We start from the raw sequence: 21,645 nt of genomic DNA, 5'->3' as shown, positions 1-21,645 counted from the left end.
CAGACCGGGGGAGGCCGCTCAGTCCGTTCCCGGGGAGGTCAGCCCGACGTAGAGTCGTTTCGCCGCTGCCTGTTCGGCCTCCTTCTTCGACCGGCCGCGGCCGACGGCCTCCCCCGCCGGGAGGGAGGCCCGCACCGCGAACACCTTCTTGTGCTCCGGCCCCTCGGTGGCGACGACCTCGTAGCGGGGGAGCTCCCCGAACCGGGCCTGACCCAGTTCCTGAAGGAGCGACTTGTAGTCGGGGGTTCCCTCCGCCCCGTGGGCGGCGATCCGCGGGCCGAGGAGAGCCTCCGCGAGGGCCCGCGCCGCGGGGTAGCCATGGTGGAGGAACGCTGCCCCGACCACCGCTTCCAGCGCCGCGGCGAGGACCGAAGGCCGGTCCCGCGCCCCGCCCTCCTCCGCCCCCCTCCCGAGGAGGAGGAGTTCGCCCAGCCCCAGGCCCGCCGCAACCTCCGCCAGCACCGGCCGGGACACTACGACCGCCCGCAGCTTGGAGAGCTCCCCCTCGTCCCGCTCGGGGAAGAGGTGGAACAGGAAATCGGCCACGGCGAGGTCGAGGACCGCGTCGCCGAGGAACTCCAGGCGTTCGTTGCTCTCCCCCCCGTGCTCGTTGGCGTACGAATCGTGGGTCACCGCAGTGCGCAGGACGTCGTCCGGCAGGTCCAGCCCCAGCCGGCCGAGGAGGGCGAGAAGCGGCGGGGGGCGGGTCATGGGGCGGCGGATGCCCCCCCCGCGGGGGACCGGCGGCCGAGGAGCCGTTCCAGTCGACGGTTGATCTTCGTCAGCCGCGATTCATCAGGGCCGAGCGGGTCCACAAGGACGGTGACCAACCCCGCCCGCTTCCCACCGAGGATGTCCGTCAGCACCTGATCGCCCACCATTGCCGCCCGCCCCGGGTCGACCCCCAAGCGACACAGGGCGGTTTGGAACCCGCGACGGAGCGGCTTGCGCGCCCTCGTGACCACGACCACCCCCCCTCCCTCCAGCTCCCGGACGAGGGGATGGCCGGGGGGGAGGGCGGCATTCGTGAGCACGGCGAGCGCGACCCCCTGCTCGCCCAACCGGTGGAGGAGGGCCCGCGTCCGCTCGTCGAGCTCCCACTCCTGCCACCGGCAGAGGGTGTTCTCGAGGTCGTAGAGGATGGCCTGGATTCCGTCACGGAGAAGGCGGTTGTAGTCCACCTCGTGGACCGAGCGTGCCACGTGGTCCGCATGTGCCCACCTCACCGTTCGATCCGGACCTCCCCCACGCGGACGAACCGCGCCGCCGCGCGGAGGGTGCGCATCGCCTCGTCCTCTGCCCCGGGGGCGACGAACAGCTTGAACATCCGTCGGGGGCCCTCATCACGGTACTCGCGGCGCACGTTGCCCACCCCCGGTCCGGCGGCGAACACCGCGTCCAGGAAGTGGATCGCGTCTGGATCGGTCTCCACCCACATCGTGACCGCGTCCGACGGCCGCGGAAGGGCCTGCAGCGCCGTGAACCGGCTACCCATCGGCCTCCTCCCGCGCGAGGAATCGCTGAAGGGAGAGCTCGGGATCGCAGCCCAACCGCCGCGCCAAGGCGGCAGCCTCGACGAGGATCTCCGCCACCAGCTTCTCCGGATCGGCCACGTCCTCCGGGAGGCGCAGCCGCGTGCCAACGGGGATCGGCCTCCCTTCCGCCTCGCGGACCTCCACGAACTTCGCCGCCCTCACCAGGGTCGGCCCCCGTCGCTCGCGCCGGAAGCGCCCCTCCTCCCCCTTGATCTCCTCCCACTGCACCCGGACCGCGTCCGGCGTCGAAGCCTGCTTCTCCCCGAACACGTGGGGATGGCGCCGCACGAGCTTGCGCCGCAGGGCATCGGCCACCTCACCGATCCCGAACCTCCCCGCCTCCGCCTCGAGCTGGGCGTGGAGGAGAACCTGCAGCAGGACATCCCCTAGCTCGTCCTGCATCTCCTCCGCCGTCCCATCGGCCACCGCCTCCGCCGCCTCGTACGCCTCCTCGATGAGGTACGGGACGAGCGTGCGGTGGGTCTGCGCGCGGTCCCACGGGCATCCCTCCGGCCCGCGGAGGCGGGCGATCACCTCGAGCAGCTCCTCCAGCGCCCGGAGGGGATCACGGGACCCGCTCATTGCGGCTGGGGGAGGGTGAGCTTCGTGAGGAGGGCGGCCACTTCGGCCGACCGGAAGGACGGATCGGCCGTCTGGATGCGCTTTAGATCCGCCACCGCTTCCTCGGAGCGACCGAGCTCGGCGTAGAGCTGGGCCCGCTGCCACAGGAACTCAAGCCCCGTCGGTCCCAACGTGCCTCCTGCCCTCCCCTCCTCGACCGCCACCATCTGGGTGTAGATGGAGAGCTTCTGCTGGGGCGTCGTCGCCACGTCGAGCGCCTGGCGGTAGTAATCGAGCGCCCGATCGTACTGGACCTTGGCGAGGTAGCAGTCCCCCAGCCCGATCAGGGCATCGAGGTTCCCGGGGGAGAGGTTAAGGATCGCTTCGTACTGGGGGATCGCCCCATCGTACTTGTACTGGTCGCGGAAGTACCCGGCGAGGAGGAAGCGGGTGCGGAGGTCACTGGGGTCGAGGTCCACGATCTTGCGGGCGATCGTCTCCTTGAGCGAGACCGCGGCCGCGCGTTGGAGGGCCTGGCGGTAGGAGTCGAGGGCCTTGCCCTGCTCCCCCAGCTCGAGGTGCACGTCGCCCAGGCCGAGGTACCCCTCCGGACGGTACGGAAAAAGGCGGATCGCGTCCTCGTACCTCTTCTTCGCCTCCCCGGTCTGCCCCGCGGCGAGGTACGCCCCCGCCAGCTTGAGGAGGGCATCCGCGGTCAGACCCCGCTTGTACGCCGCATCGTAGCGGGCGATCGCCCCCGCCGTGTCCCCCTGGGCGAGGAGGAGATCCCCGGCCAGGGTGAGGGCGGTGGCGTTGTTCGGCTCGCGGGAAAGCACGTCCTGAAGCAAGGGCTCGGCGAGGGAGGGTTGGTTGTCCTTCACGTACGCCGTGGCGAGCTTCAGGCTGAGCGTGACATTGCCCGGCTGGAGGTCGAGCGCGTGGCGGTAGGCCTCGCTCGCGGGGCGGTAGAGGTTGAGGGCCATCAGCACGTCCCCCTGGCCGACGTAGGCCTCCACGAACGTCGGCCGCAGCGCGATCGCCTGCCGGTACTCCGTCTCGGCTTCGACCCACTTCCCGGCCTGGCGGTACATCTCGGCGAGGGCGTACCGCGCCTCAGCGCTCTCCGGGGCGAGGGAGAGCAGGCGCTGGAAGAACGCCTCGTCGCCTATCCCCGTCTGGATGAACGCAAGGTAGGCAGCGATGGCCTGCTCCTTGTGGTGCGCCTCCTCCGTCCGCAGGCGGGCAAGCTCCTCCTCCTCCGCCGCAGTGCGCCCCTCCTTCCCCTCCAGTTCGATCCTCTTCGCCGCTGCCTCCGTGAGGAGTTCCTCGTGGAGGCGCCCGATGTAGTAGGTGAGGTAGGGATCGTCGGACGTGCCAGCGCTGCGGGCGGCTTCAAGCTCAGCCAGGGCCGCGGCCTTGTCGGATCCATACGCCACCGCGGCGGAGAGGACCGGATCGAGGGCCTTCACCTCGATCCGTTCCCGGCGCGCGGTGTACCAGCTATCCCAGCGCTTCGTCTCCCCGTCGCGGATGTAATCCGACTTCACCGTGTCGCGGATCGTGGCGAACGGGGGGACGACCGCCTCTTGCCGCGCGAGGAGCTTCACGATGTGGAACCCCTCGTCGTCGTCCACGAGCTTGACCTGCCCCACCTCCGCCGACCAGATCGCGTCGGTGACCTTGTCCGAGAACGGGGACGAGGAGTAGGAGAACCAGTCCGTCTCTCCGGTCTCCTTCGTCGCCTCATCGAGGGAGTGGGCCTGGGCCAGCGCCGCGAAGTCCGCATCGGGAGCGGCGGCCTGCCCGAGGAGCTCATCGGCGAGCTTCGCCTCGCGGACGAGGATGTGGCCGACCCGGATCCTCTCCGGTTCAGTCTGGTACCGATCCTGGTTCGCCTCGTAGTAAGCGAGGAGATCGGCCTCCGTCGGCTCGATGGGGCCCACCACGAGCTGGCGCACCCGCTCCTCGCGCAACTGGGCCTCCTGGCTCGTCGCGAGGTCCTTCTTGTACGCCTCCAGCGTCGAACCCTGATACTCGAGGAGCTCCTTGAGCTGTTCCTCGGTGAGCCCGTACTGCGTGAGCACGGTCTGGTACTGCGCGCGCACCGCCTGGTCCAGCTCGGCCTTGGCGATCGTCACCTTGAGCTCCCGCGCTGCCTGGTCGAGGATGACCGAGCGCACGATCTCTTCTGCGGCCTGGGCCATGTACGGCAGCATCCGGAACGCCCCCTCCGCCCCCTGGAACATGGATTCAAAATCCAGGCCGTACATCGCATACAGCTGCGTGTAATAGTCGATGAGGTTCCCGTAGACCCGTGTGAACTCCTCGCGGGTCACCTTCTTGCTGTCCACGAGGAGGATCGTCTCCTCGGCGCTCCCTTCCGGCGGCGAGCTCAGCCAGCGCAGTCCCCCGGCGACGACGATCGACGCCAGGAACCCGATCACAAGCAGCCAGATGATGATCTTCTGATGTCGCTTGAAGAAGTTCATGGATTCTTATCCCCCTGCCCGTCCTTGGTCACGCGCCTTCCTCCCCGTCCGCCCGATCCCGCGCACGTAGGGATCAAATGTCGTTCCACTCTCCCGTCTGGCGCGGCTCCGGGGGAGAAGGAGGGGCCTCCTTGCGGCGGGGGCGGAGGATCGGCACCGGGGTTCGCGACCGGACGGTGAACCGGATACCGGTCCTCGTCTCGTCGCTCACGTCCACCTCCACGAACGAGGGGACGAAGTACAGGTCCACCCCGCTGGAGGCGACGTACCCTCGGGCGATGGCGATGCACTTCACCGCCTGGTTCACCGCCTTGGGGCCGATGGCCTGCAGCTCAGCGATCCCCTCTTCGCGGAACGTGTTCGCCACCGCCCCGGCGGCGAGGCTGGCTGCTGAGGTCGCTGCGATCTTGAGAACGTTCACCGTTCCTCCTTAGCGGGCCGTGTCCACAAATTGAGCCTGACGGATGACGGTCACCTTGATCTCCCCGGGGTACTGCACCTGCTCCTCAATCCGGCGCGCGATATCATACGCAAGCTTCGCCGCCATGTCATCCGTCGTCTTCTCCGGCCGCACGATCACCCGCACCTCCCGCCCCGCCTGAATGGCGTAGGCCTCCTTCACCAGGGGATAGGCGGACGCGATCTTCTCCAGCTCCTCCAGCCGCTGGCAGTACCGTTCGTAGGTCTCCTGGCGCGCCCCGGGGCGGGCCGCGGACAGGGTATCCGCGGCCTGGACGAGGACCGCGGTCACGGTCGCCGGCTCCGCCTGGCCGTGGTGGGCAGCGATCGCGTTCACGATCGGCCATGGCTCCCCCGCCCGCCGGGCCAGATCGGCCCCGATGAGGGCGTGCGGCCCTTCCACGTCGTGGTCCACCGCTTTCCCGATGTCGTGGAGGAGCCCCGCCCGCTTGGCGGGCTTGGGGTCGATCCCGATCTCCTCGGCAAGGAGCCGGGCAAGGAAGCTCACCTCGAGCGCATGCTGGAGCTGGTTCTGGCCGTAGCTTGTCCGGAAGTGGAGGCGGCCCAGGAGCTGGATGAGGTCGCTCGGGAGTTCGATCCCCACCTCAAAGGCGGCCTTCTCCCCCGCCTCGAGGATCGCCTCCTCCACGCGGTCCTTTGCCTTGCGCACCGTCTCCTCGATCCGGGCGGGGTGGATCCGCCCGTCCTCGAGGAGCTTCTCCAGGGCGATGCGGGCCACTTCCCTCCGCACGGGGTGGAATGAGGACAGGACGACCGCCTCCGGCGTGTCGTCCACGAGGACCTCGATCCCTGTCAGGGCCTCGAACGCCCGGATGTTGCGCCCGTCCCGCCCGATGATGCGTCCCTTGTACTCGTCGCTGGGGAGGGGGACGGTGGTGACCGTGGCCTCCTCCGCGTAGTCGAGGGCGTAGCGCTGCACAGCATTGGCGAGGATGCGACGAGCCCGGCGCTCCGCCTCCTGGGTCGTGCGCCGCTCCACCTCGCTGATCTTGCGGGCGAAGTACCGCTCCGACTCCGCCTCCACAAGCTTCAGAAGGTACTCTTTGGCCTCCTCCTCCGTGAGCCCGCTCAGCCGCTCCAAAAGCGCCCGCTCCTCGGCGAGGAGCTGGCGGCCGGTCTCGAGGAGGTGGGCAACCTCCGCCTCGTCCTGGCGGATCGAGGCCTCGATCGTCTCCAGGTACTGGACCTTCTTCTCCATCCGGTCCTCGCGCTGGCGGAGGCGTTCCTCGAGCTGGGCGAGCTCGGCCTCCTTCTTGCGCAGGCGCTCTTCCTCTCGCTCCCTGAGCTCCTCGATCTCGTGCTGGGTGAGGAGGAGTCGCTCCCGGTGAACCCGTTCCGCTTCCCCGCGGGCCTCGCTCAGGATCACCTCGGCCCGGCGGTTCACGTGGCGGTGGCGGAGGCGGGCGAAGAGGAGCCCGAGCGCTACCCCGACGGCAAGGGCGGCGAGGGCGATCCCAATGGAGAGCCAGGGGAAGGGCGCGCCCGGCTGGACAGGCGCCTTCGCGGCCTGGGCTTGCGCCCACGCCGGCACGGCCCACACCACAGCTCCCAGCCAACCGATCCAGGCCATACGATCTTCTCCTTCGGTAGAGAGCACTTTATTCCTTCGGTTCCTCTTTCTCAACCAGCAGGGCGGCGGCAGCGGGGAGGAACGTCAGGCTCCACAGGAGGGTGAACCCCAGTCCGAGGAGGGCCGAGGTGCCGAGGAGGCGGAGCCCCGGGGTGCGGGCGGTGAGGAGCGCGGCGAAGGTCGCCATCGTCGTCAGCGAGCTGAACGCGATGGGGATGGCGGTCGTCGCCGCGGCACGGGCCACGGCATCCCCCCCCGCAGCGCGTTCCTCGGCCACCCGATGGAGGAGGACCACCGCGCTGTCGATCCCAATCCCGATGAGGAGGGGGGAGATGGCGATGTTGGTGAAATTGAACTGGACCCCGAGGAGGGTCATCCCGGCGAGCATCCACACATAGCCCATCGCCAACGGGGCGAGAGCGAGGGCTGCCTCGGAGGGCCGCGGGAAGTCGTGCCACACGAGGAGGAAGATGATCACCACCGCGAGGACAGTGGAGAGGAGGAAGTCCCGCTTCATGTACTCCTCGAGCCGGGCGCCGACCTCCGGGAGCCCGAGGCGCTCCACGCCGAGCCCATCCGCCCAGTCGAGGAACTCCTGGAGGTTGCGGCCCTGGTAGAGGGTGGGCGCCATCCTCGCCTCGACGATGTACCGCCCGTTTTTTGTCCCATACTGCGATCGCACTTCCGCCGGGAGGAGGGCGAGGATCTGGTCTAAGAGCTGTGGCTCTGGGGGGAGGGCCGTCACCCTCGCCACCAGCTCTTCGAGGGCCCCAAGATCCCCCGCGATCTCCTCGAGTCGCGCCCGCTCGGTCGGGGCATCCACGCCCTCCAGCTCCCACAGGAGCGCGATGAGATCATCGCTCCCCGCCGAAAGCGCCTCCGCCAACGCCGGGCGCCCCTGGAGGAGGGCGAGGAACTCCAGCTGGGCGAGGTCAACGATCAGGTTCTGCAGCGCGCCGAGGGTGGCATCCCAGCGGGCGAGCGTCTCCCCGAGATCCTCCACCCCGCTTCGCACCTCGCCCACGGGGAGGTTGAGGATCGAGATCTCGCCCCCGAGGAGCTCCTGGGGGAGGAGGTCCCGCACCGATACCGTGGCCTGGACCAAGGGGTGGCTGGCGAGCGCCTCCTCCAGCGGGGCGATATCCTCGGGCCGGTCAACGAAGAACTGGAACGAATCGCCGAGCCAGACCTCGCTTGCAAACTCACGGTTGAGGGTGGACAGCACCGTCACCGCTGGGGTGACCGGGGCCAGATCGCTCGACGCGAACTTGAACTGAACCTGCGTTGCCTGGTACACGATGGATCCCGTGAGGATCAGGCCGACCGCGACCACGCCCGGCCGGAGGCGGAGGAAGCGGCGGTAGGCGGAGTGGAGGAGCGCCGTGGACCCCAGGGACCGCTTCCGGGGGGGGCGGCGGTCGCGCACGGTCAACGCCACCAGAGCCGGGGTGAGGAGGAGGGCTCCGGCGAGCGGGAACAGGATCCCCACCGCCATGATCGCCCCCATCTCCCACAGGGCGCGGGAATGGGAGAGGAGGAGACAGCCGAATACCCCGGCGATGGTCGCCGCGGCCGTGAAACACGCTCCCCCCTTCGTGCGCACGGCGATCGCAAGCGCCCCCTTCACGTCCTTCCCATGGGCCCGCTCCTCGACGTACCGGGAGAGGATGTGGATGCAGAAGTCATCCCCCAGCCCGATGACCAACGCCGGCAGGAACACGGTGAGGAGGTTGAACCCCCCCACCGCGAGCTTGGCCCACGCCATGGTGAACAGGGCGGAGAGCGTGATGGGGATGATGGCAGCCAGGCACAGGGACGGCTTGAGGAGGATGGCAAACAGCAAACTGAACACCGCCGCCGTGGAGATGATCGTCACGAGGTTCATGTCTTGGCGGATCGTGTCCTCCGCCTCCACCGTCATCGCGTAGGCCCCGGTGATCCCCGCCTCGACCCCGAGGTCCCCCAGCTGGGCACGCGCGACCGCCTCCTGCACGGCGACGGAGACAGCCCGGTTGTACTCAAGCGATTCCGTCGGCCGACGGGACGGCCAGATCTGGAGGACCAGCCGGCTACGGTCCCGCGACAGGATCGGCTCACCTCTCTCCTGGGGGGCGGGTCGGTCCTTGACGGCCCGGGCGATCGTCGCGGCCTCCGCGACCAGCTCTTGCCCCGCGAGGATCCCCTCCAGGAGATCCCGGGCGGCGTGCCCGGTGGCCACGAGCTCGCTGAGCGCGGCCCGCACCGCCGCGGGGTCCGTCGCCTCGGCGGTGGTGACCGTAGCCAGGATCTCCGCGAACGATCGGGCCGGGGGAAGGGCCGGCAACTGGGATTGAACCTCACGGGCGATCTCCCGCAGCCGCTCGAGCTCAGCCGGAGAAAGGGTTCGGAAGATGAGGAGCTCGGGGGGGACAACGATCCCTTCCCCAACGCGGTACGAGGCGGAGATGAGATCCGAGGACGGCCCCAGATCGAGCTCCCCGATCACCCGCTCCGCGGCCGCGATGAGGGCCCGCTCGCGCTCGGCCATGTCCGGCGGCGGGGAGACGAGGGTGAGGAGGACCGCGATCACATCCGTGCTCGCGATCTCCTCTTCCACGGACTGGAACTTGACGACAAGGGGATCCTGCTGGGGGAGGAGATCGAGGTAGTCCGTGCGAATGCGAAAATCGCGGACGTAGACGTAGGACATGGCCGCGAGGGCCACGAACAGGGCAACGATGAGCCACGGCCAACGGGTCGAGGCCGTGGCGAGGGCCGCGAACAGTCGGTCCCGCAGCCGGGGAGGCTTAGCGGGTTTGGGCGCGTTCCCCGGACGGCGTGCGGATGGTGATGGCATACCCGGTGAGCTTGGCAGCGAGCTCCACGTTGTGTCCATCGCGACCGATGGCGAGTGAGATGTCGCTCCCCGGCACGGTGACGACGGCCTTCTTGGCGGGTTCGTCGAGCTCGATCTCCAGCGTGCTGGCTGGGGCAAGGGCCCCCCGGATCACTTGCCGCACATCCTCGTTCCAGCGCACGATGTCCACCTTCTCCCCGGAGAGCTCCCGGCTCACGGCCCGGATCCGGCTCCCGCCGGGGCCGATGCAGCTCCCCACCGGGTCAATGCGGGGATCCACCCCCCGCACGAGGACCTTCGACTTCGTGCCCGGCACCCGGGCCACCTTCACCACCTCGAGCATCCCCTGTTCCAGCTCCGGCACCTCGAGGGCGAGGAGCTTGGCCACGAAATCGGGGTGGGCCCGGGACACGTAGATCCGCGGATCGCCTTGGAGCTTCTCCACGCGGTAGAGGTAGGTGCGCAGCCGACGGCCAGGGACGTACCGTTCGGTGGGCATCCGCTCCTCGCTCGGGAGCAGCGCCTCCACCTCGCCCAAGTTGATCCACACATCGCGGCCTTCAAACCGATGAACGAACCCGTTCAGGATCTCCCCGATCCGGGAGGCGTACATCTCGTAGAGGCCCTCCCGCCGATGGCGGAGGATCTCCCGGCGGAAGAAGTCCTCAGCGCGGCGGGACTCGATGCGCCCCAGTTCCCGGACGAGGTCGAAGATCTCCCCATTGACGCGGACGTCCCCCGACCGCCGATCGATCTCCACCGGTGGCGGCTCCTCGCCCCCGAATTTAGCCTGGTAGGCAGCAGCAATGGCCTTCTCCATCGCGACGAACGCGACCTCGCGGTCAAGGCCGCGCGCGCGGGCCATCTCCTCAATCGCCTCCAGGAACTCGACGTTCATCGCCGCCCCTGTTCCCCTTCGTACACGAGGCGGGCACCCGTGATCCGCGCGAACGGGATCGCGACCTCCACGCCATCGCTCTCGACGGTGACCGCCTCCGCGGTCGCGCGGACGAGCCGCCCGCGCTGGGTCCCTTCCGGTCTCAATTTGATGTGAACGAGCTTCCCTACCGCCTGGGCGTAGTGGCGCGGCTCCCACAGCCCACGCTCCAGGCCCGGGGACGATACCTCGAGGAGGTAGGACGAGGGCAAGGGATCGGCCTCATCCAACAGGGCACCGATCGCCCGGTTGGCGCGGGCGCAGTCGTCCACCGTCACGCCCCCGGGACGATCCACCTGCACGGTGAGGTAGACCCGGGCCCCGGCCCGGCGGAGCTCCCAGTGGTACACCTCCAGGTCGGCCGCGGCCGCGCCTTGGTGCACGAGTGCATCGAGCTTTTCCTGAACCCCCTCCATGTTGAGGATTATACTTGCCGTCAGTGACGGACACAACGAGCGGAATTCGTAGAGATCGCATCCTCGTGGGGGAGGGCGAGGACGGGGAGAGGCTGGACCGGCTGCTCGCGCGCCGGCTGGCGATCCCCCGATCCCAGGCCCAGTCACTCATCGCGAGCGAAGCGGTCCACATCGGAGGAAGGACGCCCTCCCGGTCGCGCCGGCTGAGGGCCGGAGAGGAGATCGAGGTGACCTGGAGCGGGCCGGGGATCGTCCCCACCCCGGCTGCGATCCCCGTCCTGTACGAAGACAGTGATCTGATCGTGGTCAACAAGCCGCGCGGGCTCCCCGTGCACCCGGGAGGGCCTGGGACCACGGTGTCGGTGGTGTCCATCCTCCTCGCCCGAGGGCCCCTTGCCCCCGCTGCCCCCAACCGGCCGGGGGTGGTCCATCGGTTGGACGCCGCCACGACGGGGGCCCTCGTGGTGGCGAAGACCCCGGTTGCGCTGGAGGGGCTGATCGCGCAGTTCCGGGCGCGCACGGTGAACAAGGAGTACCTCGCGGTCGTGCACGGGGCCCTCGCGGTGGACGAGGGGACCATCGCCGGGCGGATCGGGCGCGATGGCGCCCGACCATGGCGGATGCGCATCGGGGGGGCGAAGGACGCCCACACCGAGTTCTCCGTCCTCGGCCGGCGGGAGGACGAGGCCCTGCTCGTCGTCCGGCCCCGCACGGGACGGACCCACCAGATTCGGGTCCACCTGGCGACGATCGGGCACCCCGTCGTCGGCGATCCCCTCTACGGGAGGGGAGGGGGACCGCTGCTCCTCCACGCGTGGCGGCTTGGGTTCCGCCACCCCGCTAGCGGGGCATGGATGGAGTGCGAGGCGGAACCTCCGCCGGAGTTCGCGTCGTGGTTCGGCGGATGAGGTAGTACACCCCCGCGATGAACTGTCCCCCCACCGCGCCCCAGAACACGCCGATCGTACGGGGGGAGAGGAGGAGGAGGCCGGCCGCGAGCGCAGTGAGCCCGGCCGCGGCCTTCCCGGGCCACTCCGCCACGAACTCCTGTCGCCGTTGCCACAGAACGAGGGCCCCCACCGCCAGTCCGAGCTGGGGAAAAGCGAACAGGCCCAACCCGAAGTACGGGATCCGACCCACCACGGCGAGGGCGGAGAAGAGGGCGAGGTAGAATGCCTTGTCCACCAGGGGATCGAGGAGTTGGCCCACGATCGTGACCTGATGGCCCTTCCGCGCTACCCAGCCGTCGAGGATGTCCGTCGCCAGCGCGACCAGGAACAGGATGAGGGCGGCCTGCCAGTGGCCGCCCAGGACAGCGATTACGGTGGGCACCGCGAGCAGCCCCCGCAGCGTGGTGAGGGCATTGGCGAGCGTCATCCCCAGCATGGTACCCTCGCTCGCGGGGGAGGCCAACCGCCCGGGCGAGCCTAGCGCACGCGGCGGCCGGGGGCGGGTTGGGAGAGCGCGCTACCGCCCGTGGCGTGGCAGGCCCTCACGCGGTAGTAGTACAAGGTCCCGGGCACCGCCGTCCGATCCTCAAACGACGTCGCGGTGACGTTGTTCGCCACGATCTCGAACTCCCCGTCCGGGGTCACATCCCGGTACACCTGGTAGTAAGTGGCGCCGGGCACTGGATCCCATGTGACGACGATCCTATCGGCGTAGATCTGGCTCGCCTGGACGCCGGTCGGGGCGGGGAGGTAGCCCGCGTAGCCGGGGACAGAAGGCGACCGGGGCCCGCACCCCGCGGAGTTGCATGCCGCGACCTGGTACCAGTAGAGGTGCCCCCAGTCGGCTGCCCCCATCGGATCGCTGTAGACCAGGGACGGGGTCTCTCCGATGAGGACGCCCGTCCCCTCTGCGCTTTCGGCGCGGAATACGCGGTAGGTGGTCGCCCCTGCCACAGCGGTCCACGAGATCTCGATTCGGTCCTCGAACTGGCCCAGAGACGCCGCGACCCCGGTCGGGGCCTGATCCGGGGGCAGCTCCGGCAGGAGGTCGAGGAGGCCACACCCGGTGAGCGCGAGGCCCATCGCCGCAAGCGCAAGTCCCCACCACCGGCTCCGCACGTGCCTATCCTGGTTCATCTTCGCTCCCCTCCTCTAGGTGGGCCGATGATAGGCCCGATCTCACGCTGCGACAAACGGGGGGAGCCGAAGGTCGAGCGCCCGCAGCTCGGCCATCACTTCCTCCCGCGGCGCGGAGAGGGGCCCCACAATCTCCTCTTCCAGGGCGCAAAGAAGGGGGAGAGCGCGCGCGATCCGGTCTCTATCGGCAACGTAACGGCGGGAGAGGCCGCTCACCCGCTCCGCGAGCCCCACCACCCGGTCCGCCTCCACGATCTTGTCCGCGTAGTGGACGACCTTCTCCTCCCATGTGTGGGGGTTCGCTCCCAGGACGTGCTCCTCGGCGATCCCGGCGAGGTCTGGCCAACCTAGCTCGCGGAGGATTTGTCCTGCCTTCACCCCGTGCTCGGTGTGGTCCCCCACGGAAAGCTTGTCCAGATCGTGGAGGAGCCCTCCCCGGTGGGCGAGAAGGGGATCCACCGGGATCCCTTCCGCCCGCAGGCACCACGCGAGCCGGTGCGCGACCGCTGCCACGGCGAGCGAGTGCCGCACGATGTTCTCGGGGACAGCGTGCTCACGCAGGATCGCAAGGGCCGCGGCGAGATCGGGGGGAAACGGGCGATCCAAGGTAGAGGGGAGATCCCCCAAGGCCGGAACCTCCGCGTCGTGGATGGGGTGGACGAGCGGACCGGGGGAACAAGCAGGGTTGAACCAAATCGCCCGCAGCCCGGCTTCCTTGGCGCCGACGATGTCGGTCCCGTATCCGTCCCCGACCATCGCCGCACCCGCGGGAGGGCAGCCGACGCGTTCCAGCACGGCGTGGAAGAACCCGGGATCGGGCTTGCCCTTCCCCACGTCGTGCGCGGTGACCACCGCGGCCAGGTAGGGATCGAGCCCGACCTGGGCGAGGGCCTTCCGCACGTGGCGCTCATCGGACAGGCGAGCGTTCGTGGCCACGGCGAGGGTGTAGCGGCCGTGAAGCGCCCGCAGGGCCTCCCTCGCGCCGGGGGTCGCCTCGATCCTCGGCCCGTCGGGGAGCGGGCCATCGGACCCGGGGATCTCCTGCAGCAGCGTCCCGCCCAAATCGAACACGACCGCCTGAACCGGACTACGTTGGGCGCCCATCTCCGCGCGATCATATCCGGCGCGACCTCGCCCAGCGCAGGGATCCCGCCTGAGCAGAGGTGCACCGGAACCCGGCCTTCGCCAGGACGCGAATCGAGGCCGCGTTCTCCGGCACGCACTCCGCGACGACCTGTCCCACCGCGGGCTGGGTGAAGGCCCAACCGATGAGGGCTTGCACTGCTTCGGTGGCGTAGCCCCGTCCGCGGAAAGCGGGAGCGGTCCCGTACCCGATCTCCACGGTCCCGTCCGGAGCCGGCCGGCCCTTGAACCCCGCATCCCCTACGACCGCGTTCGCTCCCCGATCGATGGGGATCCAAATCCCCCACCCGAGGGCACTCGGGTCGTGGAGGAGCTCCTGGAGGTAGAGGGGGAGGATCCCCGTGAGCTCCGGCGACGGCCAGCCGGACGGGACCGCGGCGCCGAGGATCCGCTCCGCCCCCTCGCCGAGAAGCGCCTGGGCGACCTCAACGGGACAGGCCACAAGCGTGAGCCGGCGGGTGGTCAGGATCACCCCGCCACCGTACCCCGAAACACCGCTAGTTGCCCCCACCCACCCGCCGCGGTCCCCACCTCTGCCGGGTCAGGATGAGAGCCCCGATGATGAGCTGCACCGCGGGCCGCACAACCCCTTGCCAGACGATCCCCGATCTGTACTGGGCTTGTTGGATGAGCGAGGCCACGAGAGCCGGGATCCCCGTGACCACAAGGTAGAACCCGATCGTGGAGACGAGGACGGACTGGAGGTCCCGCGCGGAGAGGCCGAGGGTGAGGTCCTTCTCCCCCTCGTCCCGCACCAGCCACTTGGCCACGGCGGAGGGATACCGGAGGAGGACGAACGCCGCGGCCCCGTACACCACGAGGGCGAACGCCCACTGAATGAGGAACCCAACGCTCGCGGCGCTCACAAACGCGGTCAGGTAGACGAGCCCGTAGAACGCAACCCAGATCCCCACAATCCGCAAGACAAGCACATACAGGTCAAGGAGCTGCATCTCTACCTCCTTGGCGGACGATCGGGCCCTCACGGCTCACGGCGCCTCACCCCGTTCCGCTGGAGGAAGGTTCAATCCCACGAGGTCAGGGCGGTGGCGGAGGGTCTTCCGCCACGCCTCCCTCTCCCGCCAGCGGCGGATCTTCTCGTGGTCGCCGGAGAGGAGGACGGCCGGCACCTCCATTCCCTGGAACACCCGGGGGCGGGTGTACTGGGGGTACCCCAAGCGCGCCCCGGAGTAGAAGGAGTCAGTGGCTGCCGACTCGTGGCGCCCGACCACCCCGGGCACCATCCGCGCCGTCGTCTCCAACACCACCGCCGCGGCGAGCTCGCCCCCCGCGAGGACGTAGTCCCCGATCGAGAGCTCGAGATCGCACCGCGCGGCCACCCGTTCGTCCACCCCCTCGTAGCGGCCGCAGAGGAGGGCCACGGCGCGCTCCCGGGCCAGGGCATGCGCGATCTCCTGGGAGAAGCGGACCCCCTGCGCGGAGAGGAGCACCGTGTACGGCGTCCTCCCGCCCTCGCGCCCGATCGCCGCAAGAGCCCGCGCGAACGGCTCCGGCCGCATCACCATCCCCGCCCCACCCCCGAACGGCCGGTCGTCCACGATCCCCCCCTCCGGGGAGAAGAGCCGCAGGTCGTGGAGATGGATCTCGATCAATCCCTTGTCCTGCGCCCCCCGGAGGATCCCCTCCGCGGCGAACGGGAGAAGCATCTCCGGATGGAGGGTGACGACGTCAAACCTCATTTCCAGTCCACAATCACGGTCTGGCCGGCCTGCGCAGCGATGGCCTCGATGACCGTGGCGAGGGCCTCCCGGTCGCGGGCGGCGAGCCCTCGGTCGTCGGGCCCGGTCAGGCGGAGGAACAAAAAATCCACATCCCCGGAACGGATGTGCTCGACGTAGACCCCGCCCGGCCGCGAGGTCACCGCGCGGACGAGGTACCGCGCGAGGTCAGCCAGCATCTCCTTCGCCCGGCGCAGCGCCGCGGCCCGATCGGGCGTCTTCGAGCGCCTTGAGGACGCCGCTCTTCGCCAACAGGCGGCGGGCGGCCGCGGACGGTTGGGCCCCCCGACGGAGCCAGGACAGGGCGGCCTCCGTGTCCAGCGTGAACTCCTCGGGCTCGGCGAGCGGGTTGTAGTGGCCGATCGTCGCCACAGCCCGGCCTCCTTGCTTGTCCGCCCCCTCCATCACCACGATCCGGTAGCTGGGCTGCTTGCGCTTGCCCACCCGCATGAGCCTGATCTTGACCATCCCATCACCTCATCACTGGAACGCGTCCGCCCCCTCCCGGGGGCCGTCGCTGCTTGCCTAGCCCGCGCACAAGGCGCCGCGCCTGCTCGTATTGGGACAGAAGCTGATTCACTTCCTGAACAGTAGTTCCCGAACCGCGGGCGATCCGGCGCTTGCGGCTAGACCCGATTATATGGGGGTGGCGCCGCTCCTCAACCGTCATCGATTGGATGATGGCCCGTGACCGCTTGAGCTCGGACTCCACCTCCTCGTCGGGGGCGACCTTACCCAAGCCGGGGATCTTGGCGAGGAGCTGGTCCAAGGGTCCGGCGCGGCTCATCGCCTCGAACTGGATGAGGAAGTCCTCAAGGGTGAACGTCCCCTCCCGCACCCGGGCCGCCGTGGCCGCGACCTCCTCCCCCCCCGCCTCGGCGAGCACCTCCGCCAGCCCAGCCAGATCGCCGAACCCAAGGATCCGGTCCGCCATCCGCCCGGGATCGAACGGTTCGAGGTCCTCGGGCTTCTCCCCCACCCCCACGAACAGGACTGGCTCCCCAAGCCGGGTCGGCAGGGAGAGGGCGGCCCCCCCCCGCGCATCCCCGTCGAGCTTGGTGAGGATGAGCCCCGTGATCCCAAGGGGGGCGAACGCCTCGCCCATCCGCACCGCCTCCTGACCCACGAGCGCGTCGAGGACGAGGAGGACATCGCTTGGCTCAAGGGCGGCCACGAGATCGGCCACGAACGGGGGAGGCGCCGCTCCGGGGGGAGTGCCCGGCGTGTCCACGATCAGGACGTCGCGGAGCTCCCGCCGGGCCCGCTCTGCCGCCTGGGTCACCTCCACGACAGGGTCCTCCACCGCTCGGGCAAACGCGATCCCAAGCCGCGAGGCCAAGGTCGCGAGCTGCTCCGCCGCCGCCGGGCGCTGCGGGTCGGCGCATACGAGGAAAGGCTGGCGTCCCTTGCGGAGGAGATGCCGCGCCAGCTTCCCCGCGGTGGTCGTCTTCCCCGATCCCGCTGGGCCGACGAGGAGGACGATCGCCGGCCGGCCCGCCAGGCGAAGCTTGGTCGCCTCGCCCCCCATCGCCGCCGCCATCTCCGCCCGCACGATCCCCAGGAGCTGCTCGGCAGGGGCGAGCGACTCCACGACCTTCTCCCCAACCGACCGTTCCTCGACCCGCGCCAAGAGATCGCGCACCACCCCGTAGTGGACATCGGCGGCGAGGAGGGCCTGCCGGATCTCGCGCAGCCCGGCCTCGACCTCTGCCGGGGTGAGCCGCCCGGGGGCACGGAGCCTCTGGAACGCCTGGGACAGCCGCTCGGTCAACGACTCAAACACTAGGGGTGAAGTCTACGTCCCGCAGGACCGACCCACAACGACCACGGTGGGGATGGTGACCAGGGTCGGGGCGAACCTCGACTATAATCTTCAGTGAGGTGATGGAGAGGTGACCCCAGAGTCGCAAGGTATCGTCCTTTTTCTTCTCCTGCTTCTCTCCGCTTTTTTCTCCGCTTCTGAGACGGCACTGTCTGCTCTTTCCGAGCTCCGGGTGTTCCACCTCCTTCGCCGGACCTCCTCGAAACAGAAGGTGAAGGCCCTCGAGCACCTGTTGCGCGATCCCAACGACTTCATCACCTGCCTCGTTATCTACAACAACCTCGTCAACGTCGGGGCATCGAGCCTGGCCACCCTCCTCTTCCTGCGCCTCCTCCCGACCCTCCCCGAGTACGCGCAAGGCCTCATCTCCACGGTCGTCCTGACGACGTTCCTCCTCCTCATCGGGGAGATCACCCCCAAAAACATCGCCCGCAACCGCCCGGAGGCAGTGGCGATGGCGGTGATCGTCCCCATGTGGCAGCTGACGCGGGCCTCCCATCCCGTGGTGCAGTTCTTCCGCAGGGCGGGGGCGTACCTGGTGCGTCCATTCGGGATCGAGTTCTTCTCCCGGGAGCGGGCATCGCTTTCCAAGGACCAACTCGTGTCCATCATCGAGCTGGGGGAGGAACGGGGGGCCCTCTCCCGAGAGCATGGGGACATGATGCGGCGGATCCTCTCCCTGGACGAGATCACGGCCGAAGACATCATGGTCCCCCGCACCGACATGAAGACGATCGAGGTGGGGACCCCCCTGGCCGAGGTGGTGAAGTTCATCGTGTCCGACGGCCACTCCCGCTATCCGGTGTACCAGGGGACGGAGGACAACGTCGTCGGGCTCCTCCATGCCAAGGACCTCCTTGCCCACCTCGGGGAGCCCCCGGCGAACGTTTCCCTCACCTCCCTCCTCCGCCCGGTGTCGTTCACGCCGACCACGAAGCCGATCGGTGCCCTCCTCCAGGAGTTCCAACGGGAGCGGTCCCACATGGCGGTGGTCGTGGACGAGTACGGGGGGGTGGTGGGGATCGTGACCCTGGAGGACATCCTCGAGGAGATCGTGGGGGAGATCGAGGACGAGTACGACCGCCGCCGCCCCCGGCCCCTCATCCGCCGCCTGTCCCCGACCGAGGCGATCGTGGGCGGGGACGCCGAGGTCCGCACGGTGAACCGGAGCCTGGGGGCAGACCTTCCCGAGGACGAAGCGGTGACGATCGCCGGGCTCGTCCTGGAACGCCTGGGCGACATCCCAGAGGTCGGGACGAAGCTTCACATCGGACGGACCGAGATCACGGTCGAACGGGCGAGCGCCCGCGAGATCACAACCGTCCGCCTCGCCCTTAACCCCGAACCGCAACCCGATGAAGAGCCCACCTAGGAGGATCAACGTGCGGAGCGCGCTGTGCTGCCTTTTGCTGACCCTTGCCGGAGAGGCTTTGGCCTCCTCGGTGCAGATCGAGTCCACGTTCGTCCCCGACGAGCACGCCATCGTCGGCACGATGCGAATGGGATGGGACTCCTCCCCTGGAGAAGCGTGGTTCGCCCTCCTCGGGAACTTCGGACGGGAACCGAACCCGTACCTCTCCCCCCTGGCGCAGGACGGGTCCTACGTTAGCGGGTTCGACCCTGCGTGGACGGTGATTGAGCGGGTGGCGTGGTCCACCCCAGATGGGGAGGAAGAGCTCCCGTTCGAGCTCCACCCTGCCCCCCCCACGCTCCAGACCTACTCCCTGGACGATGTCCTCCTCCGGGTCGAGCTGCCGGAGGGGGAAGGAGACCTCTTGATCGCGTTCCGGACGAGGTTCCCCCACATCTGGGCTGGCGAGCCAGGTAGACTCGGCGACGTGTACACGTGGCGGTTCGGGTGGCATCCGTTGCCCGCCTCGCCGCCCATGGATGGGACGTGGCCCCTCCTCCTGTCGGCGCACGACTACCGGGTGACGCTCACCGTGCCCGCGGGGTGGGAGGCCGCCCTGCCGGGAGAGGTGACACGAGAGGAGGACGGTGAGCGGACCGCATTCACAACCAGCTTCTCCGCGCCCGTGCGCTCGGTGTCGCTCTTCCTCGCGCCCAAGGGGACCCTGCGCCGGGCGACGGTTCCCCTTCAGGGGATCGAGGTCGAGGCGGTTGCCCTGCCCGGCGACGAGGACCTGGTCCGCGCGCTGGCGACCTACCTCCCGGAGATCCTCGCCTACTACGCGGAGAAGTACGGCCCTTACCCCGAGGGCCGGCTCCTCCTCGTCGAGCACCCAAACGAGATTGGGGTCGCGATGACCGCCGATGGGGTCGTGTACCTCCCCCGCTGGCTCTTCCGCCGGTTCGACCTCACCGCAGGCGGGATCCTGTCCCGCTACAGCCGGTACATCCTCGCCCACGAGCTCGCCCACCTGTGGTGGGGGATCGGGATCGGGGTGGACCTCGATGCGGAGAACTGGCTCTCCGAGGGGATGAGCCAGTACCTGGCGCTCCGCTGGTACGAGGATACGTTCGGGGCGGACGGGGGAAACGTGTTCCAACTCGAACGACACGGCCTCGGGGAGGAGCTGGTGAACCGCCAGCTGGGGTTCATGAACCTCCGCCAGCACATGACCGAGCTCCCCTACCTCCAGACCGCGTTCACGGGGTTCGATGAGGCGGTGGTCAAGCCAGGGGGCGAAGTCCGCTACGAGCAGGCGTCCGCAGTGCGCCTCTACGACAAGGGGTACCTCGTCCTCCGCGCCGCGGCGTCGCTTGCGGGGGAGGAGGCGTTCGACGGGGTGCTGCGCCAGGCCCATGCCCAAGCGCGGTCGGGGATGTTCACGTCCTCCGACCTCCAGGCCCTCCTCGAAGGGGCGACAGGGGAAGGCTGGGAGGTGTTCTTCTCCCAGTGGGTGTACGGTGAGGCGTGGGCCGACTACGCCGCGGCCGGGATGGTGCGCGCGAGGGACGGAGAGGAACACGTCACAGCCGTCCACGTCACGCGGGCCGGGACCGGGTACATGCCCGTGACGGTGGAGGTCCGAGGGGCGGAGGGGGAGCGATCTTCCCAGACCTGGGATGCGGGGGCCATGTCCGCCACAATCGAGTTCCGCACCCCGTTCCCGGTGCGCGAGGCGGTGGTGGATCCCGATCACCGTGCGCTTGACGTGGACCGGCTCAACAACGCGTGGCCCCGCCGGTTCGTGGTGATGCTCGATCGGAACGAGTTGCCCCTCGATGCCTACCTCGTCCAGCCTGACGCCGCCACGGAGGGGATGACGATCCGCTACCTCGATCGGTTCGGGTGGGGGGTGTACCCCCAGGCGATGGCGGTGAGCGGATGGGTCCGCTACGGCCGCGAGTGGACGATGACGGGGGGGGCCGCAGTGGGAGAGACCCTCGTCGGGGCCATCTCCTTGACCCGCCACCTGTGGGCCACGCCGCGCCTTGGCTCGGCGGGAACGTACTGGGAACCTGTGGGCGAGCTCACGTTCACCGTGGCCCGCCAGCCCCTGTGGACGCTCGGCGTCGAGCTCGGATGGCAGGAGGAGCTCGCCCGCGCCCACAGCGGCGGGTTGTCCCTCCTCTGGATCCCGCCGGAGGGATGGAAAGCGGAGCTCAGCCACACCCAGCTCCTCGGCCTCGCTCCCCATCTCTACCTCACCCTCACCGTGGGGGTCGGCCTGGCCAGCCCCGACCTCCCGTCGGCCTTCCTTCCCGCCCTCAGCGAGTTCCGAACGCGGATCGCGGGGAACCCGCCCCACGGGGACCGGAAGGCCTTCGCCTCGCTAGGGATATGGCTCCCTCCGCTCCGGCCGGACTACTCCCTGGGCGGGGCAGCGCTCGTGACCGAGGTCCGCTCCCGCCTCTACGCCTCCCTCGCCCGGCTGTGGCGGGAGGGGGAAGGAGGGGAGATAATCCCGACCTATCTCGAGGTCGGTGCCGAAGCGATGATCCAAGTTGAGGCGCTGGGGGGGCTCCTCGGGTTCACGGCGGTGGTGGGGATCGGGTGGCCCCTCTCCCCCGTCGGCGAAGGCGTCCTCTATCTGGGCATCGTCGGCCTGTAGGGGGAAGGAGG

At 69.4% G+C, this 21,645-nt stretch carries 21 protein-coding genes and 1 pseudogene; 3 read left to right on the top strand and 19 right to left on the bottom strand.

Annotation, left to right across the window (positions count from 1 at the left end):
* Positions 1-18 precede the first annotated feature (18 nt).
* The 10 genes and pseudogenes from rnc to rimP form a co-directional block, all read right to left on the bottom strand.
* On the bottom strand, positions 19-711 hold the full coding sequence (rnc, locus tag BARAN1_RS02685) for a ribonuclease III (protein ID WP_122030779.1): 693 nt from the start codon (positions 709-711) through the stop codon (positions 19-21).
* Positions 708-1,226, bottom strand: coding sequence for a YqeG family HAD IIIA-type phosphatase (locus BARAN1_RS02680; RefSeq protein ID WP_122030778.1), 519 nt, complete (start codon positions 1,224-1,226; stop codon positions 708-710). Before BARAN1_RS02680 ends, rnc begins: the two co-directional genes overlap by 4 nt.
* Positions 1,223-1,495 (bottom strand): hypothetical protein, encoded by a 273-nt coding sequence (locus BARAN1_RS02675; RefSeq protein ID WP_122030777.1) that lies wholly within the window; start codon positions 1,493-1,495, stop codon positions 1,223-1,225. Before BARAN1_RS02675 ends, BARAN1_RS02680 begins: the two co-directional genes overlap by 4 nt.
* Complete coding sequence (locus BARAN1_RS02670) at positions 1,488-2,117, bottom strand: MazG nucleotide pyrophosphohydrolase domain-containing protein (protein WP_122030776.1); 630 nt, start codon at positions 2,115-2,117, stop codon at positions 1,488-1,490. The genes BARAN1_RS02675 and BARAN1_RS02670 overlap by 8 nt, the downstream gene beginning before the upstream one ends.
* Positions 2,114-4,585, bottom strand: a complete 2,472-nt coding sequence (locus BARAN1_RS02665) for a tetratricopeptide repeat protein (protein WP_122030775.1) — start codon at positions 4,583-4,585, stop codon at positions 2,114-2,116. The genes BARAN1_RS02670 and BARAN1_RS02665 overlap by 4 nt, the downstream gene beginning before the upstream one ends.
* Before the next feature lie 172 nt (positions 4,586-4,757).
* Positions 4,758-5,006: pseudogene (locus BARAN1_RS02660) on the bottom strand (stage V sporulation protein S); the annotation flags it as partial.
* A 9-nt stretch (positions 5,007-5,015) separates the two neighbouring features.
* Positions 5,016-6,635: a ribonuclease Y gene (rny, locus tag BARAN1_RS02655; protein ID WP_122030773.1), complete on the bottom strand. Its 1,620-nt coding sequence runs from the start codon at positions 6,633-6,635 to the stop codon at positions 5,016-5,018.
* 28 nt (positions 6,636-6,663) lie between these two features.
* A complete protein-coding gene (locus BARAN1_RS02650; RefSeq protein ID WP_162297735.1) occupies positions 6,664-9,471 on the bottom strand; it encodes an efflux RND transporter permease subunit in 2,808 nt (935 codons plus the stop codon).
* Positions 9,422-10,369 carry a transcription termination factor NusA gene (nusA, locus tag BARAN1_RS02645; RefSeq protein ID WP_122030771.1) on the bottom strand — a complete coding sequence of 316 codons (948 nt, stop codon included), beginning with the start codon at positions 10,367-10,369 and terminating at the stop codon, positions 9,422-9,424. The genes BARAN1_RS02650 and nusA overlap by 50 nt, the downstream gene beginning before the upstream one ends.
* Complete coding sequence (gene rimP, locus BARAN1_RS02640) at positions 10,366-10,824, bottom strand: ribosome maturation factor RimP (protein WP_122030770.1); 459 nt, start codon at positions 10,822-10,824, stop codon at positions 10,366-10,368. Before rimP ends, nusA begins: the two co-directional genes overlap by 4 nt.
* Before the next feature lie 23 nt (positions 10,825-10,847).
* Between rimP and BARAN1_RS02635 the strand changes: the two genes are divergently transcribed.
* Positions 10,848-11,732, top strand: a complete 885-nt coding sequence (locus tag BARAN1_RS02635) for an RluA family pseudouridine synthase (protein WP_157959406.1) — start codon at positions 10,848-10,850, stop codon at positions 11,730-11,732.
* Here the strand turns inward: BARAN1_RS02635 and BARAN1_RS02630 are convergent.
* From BARAN1_RS02630 to BARAN1_RS02590, 9 genes are read right to left on the bottom strand one after another with little or no spacing between them, the layout of a single operon-like run.
* The gene (locus BARAN1_RS02630; protein WP_157959405.1) at positions 11,665-12,201 is read right to left on the bottom strand and encodes a CDP-alcohol phosphatidyltransferase family protein; all 537 of its coding nucleotides are present in this window, start codon (positions 12,199-12,201) and stop codon (positions 11,665-11,667) included. The genes BARAN1_RS02635 and BARAN1_RS02630 overlap by 68 nt on opposite strands.
* Before the next feature lie 50 nt (positions 12,202-12,251).
* Positions 12,252-12,911 (bottom strand): fibronectin type III domain-containing protein, encoded by a 660-nt coding sequence (locus BARAN1_RS02625; protein WP_122030767.1) that lies wholly within the window; start codon positions 12,909-12,911, stop codon positions 12,252-12,254.
* A 42-nt stretch (positions 12,912-12,953) separates the two neighbouring features.
* A complete protein-coding gene (locus tag BARAN1_RS02620; protein ID WP_122030766.1) occupies positions 12,954-14,015 on the bottom strand; it encodes an HAD-IIIA family hydrolase in 1,062 nt (353 codons plus the stop codon).
* A 10-nt stretch (positions 14,016-14,025) separates the two neighbouring features.
* Complete coding sequence (locus tag BARAN1_RS02615; RefSeq protein WP_157959404.1) at positions 14,026-14,526, bottom strand: GNAT family N-acetyltransferase; 501 nt, start codon at positions 14,524-14,526, stop codon at positions 14,026-14,028.
* A 25-nt stretch (positions 14,527-14,551) separates the two neighbouring features.
* Complete coding sequence (locus BARAN1_RS02610; RefSeq protein ID WP_122030764.1) at positions 14,552-15,007, bottom strand: hypothetical protein; 456 nt, start codon at positions 15,005-15,007, stop codon at positions 14,552-14,554.
* Positions 15,008-15,043: 36 nt separating this feature from the next.
* Positions 15,044-15,754, bottom strand: coding sequence for a tRNA (guanosine(37)-N1)-methyltransferase TrmD (gene trmD, locus BARAN1_RS02605; protein WP_122030763.1), 711 nt, complete (start codon positions 15,752-15,754; stop codon positions 15,044-15,046).
* Entirely contained in the window at positions 15,751-15,972 is a 222-nt protein-coding gene (locus BARAN1_RS02600; protein WP_122030762.1) for a hypothetical protein, read from the bottom strand. Before BARAN1_RS02600 ends, trmD begins: the two co-directional genes overlap by 4 nt.
* A complete protein-coding gene (gene rpsP / locus BARAN1_RS02595) occupies positions 15,962-16,261 on the bottom strand; it encodes a 30S ribosomal protein S16 (protein ID WP_122030761.1) in 300 nt (99 codons plus the stop codon). Before rpsP ends, BARAN1_RS02600 begins: the two co-directional genes overlap by 11 nt.
* Positions 16,262-16,265: 4 nt before the next feature.
* Positions 16,266-17,576, bottom strand: coding sequence for a signal recognition particle protein (locus tag BARAN1_RS02590; protein ID WP_122030760.1), 1,311 nt, complete (start codon positions 17,574-17,576; stop codon positions 16,266-16,268).
* Positions 17,577-17,685: 109 nt separating this feature from the next.
* Here BARAN1_RS02590 and BARAN1_RS02585 point away from each other — a divergent pair, with 109 nt between their 5' ends.
* Together BARAN1_RS02585 and BARAN1_RS02580 are read left to right on the top strand one after the other, a co-directional pair.
* Entirely contained in the window at positions 17,686-18,987 is a 1,302-nt protein-coding gene (locus tag BARAN1_RS02585; RefSeq protein WP_122030759.1) for a hemolysin family protein, read from the top strand.
* A 10-nt stretch (positions 18,988-18,997) separates the two neighbouring features.
* Positions 18,998-21,634 carry a M1 family aminopeptidase gene (locus BARAN1_RS02580; RefSeq protein ID WP_157959403.1) on the top strand — a complete coding sequence of 879 codons (2,637 nt, stop codon included), beginning with the start codon at positions 18,998-19,000 and terminating at the stop codon, positions 21,632-21,634.
* Positions 21,635-21,645 lie beyond the last annotated feature (11 nt).

Origin of the sequence: Candidatus Bipolaricaulis anaerobius (genome assembly GCF_900465355.1) — a bacterium.
GTDB lineage: Bacteria > Bipolaricaulota > Bipolaricaulia > Bipolaricaulales > Bipolaricaulaceae > Bipolaricaulis > Bipolaricaulis anaerobius.
Note: the sequence above shows the minus strand (reverse complement) of the source record. Positions and strands in the feature narration are given on the sequence as shown.

Bases quoted from the DNA above. Each gene is read 5' to 3' on its own strand.
- BARAN1_RS02675 (WP_122030777.1), bottom strand. From the start codon at position 1,495: ATGGGTAGCCGGTTCACGGCGCTGCAGGCCCTTCCGCGGCCGTCGGAC.
- BARAN1_RS02650 (WP_162297735.1), bottom strand. From the start codon at position 9,471: ATGCCATCACCATCCGCACGCCGTCCGGGGAACGCGCCCAAACCCGCT.
- BARAN1_RS02610 (WP_122030764.1), bottom strand. From the start codon at position 15,007: ATGCAGCTCCTTGACCTGTATGTGCTTGTCTTGCGGATTGTGGGGATC.
- BARAN1_RS02625 (WP_122030767.1), bottom strand. From the start codon at position 12,911: ATGAACCAGGATAGGCACGTGCGGAGCCGGTGGTGGGGACTTGCGCTT.
- rimP (WP_122030770.1), bottom strand. From the start codon at position 10,824: ATGGAGGGGGTTCAGGAAAAGCTCGATGCACTCGTGCACCAAGGCGCG.
- nusA (WP_122030771.1), bottom strand. From the start codon at position 10,369: ATGAACGTCGAGTTCCTGGAGGCGATTGAGGAGATGGCCCGCGCGCGC.
- rnc (WP_122030779.1), bottom strand. From the start codon at position 711: ATGACCCGCCCCCCGCCGCTTCTCGCCCTCCTCGGCCGGCTGGGGCTG.
- rpsP (WP_122030761.1), bottom strand. From the start codon at position 16,261: ATGGTCAAGATCAGGCTCATGCGGGTGGGCAAGCGCAAGCAGCCCAGC.
- BARAN1_RS02600 (WP_122030762.1), bottom strand. From the start codon at position 15,972: ATGCTGGCTGACCTCGCGCGGTACCTCGTCCGCGCGGTGACCTCGCGG.
- trmD (WP_122030763.1), bottom strand. From the start codon at position 15,754: ATGAGGTTTGACGTCGTCACCCTCCATCCGGAGATGCTTCTCCCGTTC.
- BARAN1_RS02630 (WP_157959405.1), bottom strand. From the start codon at position 12,201: ATGACGCTCGCCAATGCCCTCACCACGCTGCGGGGGCTGCTCGCGGTG.
- rny (WP_122030773.1), bottom strand. From the start codon at position 6,635: ATGGCCTGGATCGGTTGGCTGGGAGCTGTGGTGTGGGCCGTGCCGGCG.
- BARAN1_RS02665 (WP_122030775.1), bottom strand. From the start codon at position 4,585: ATGAACTTCTTCAAGCGACATCAGAAGATCATCATCTGGCTGCTTGTG.
- BARAN1_RS02620 (WP_122030766.1), bottom strand. From the start codon at position 14,015: ATGGGCGCCCAACGTAGTCCGGTTCAGGCGGTCGTGTTCGATTTGGGC.
- BARAN1_RS02670 (WP_122030776.1), bottom strand. From the start codon at position 2,117: ATGAGCGGGTCCCGTGATCCCCTCCGGGCGCTGGAGGAGCTGCTCGAG.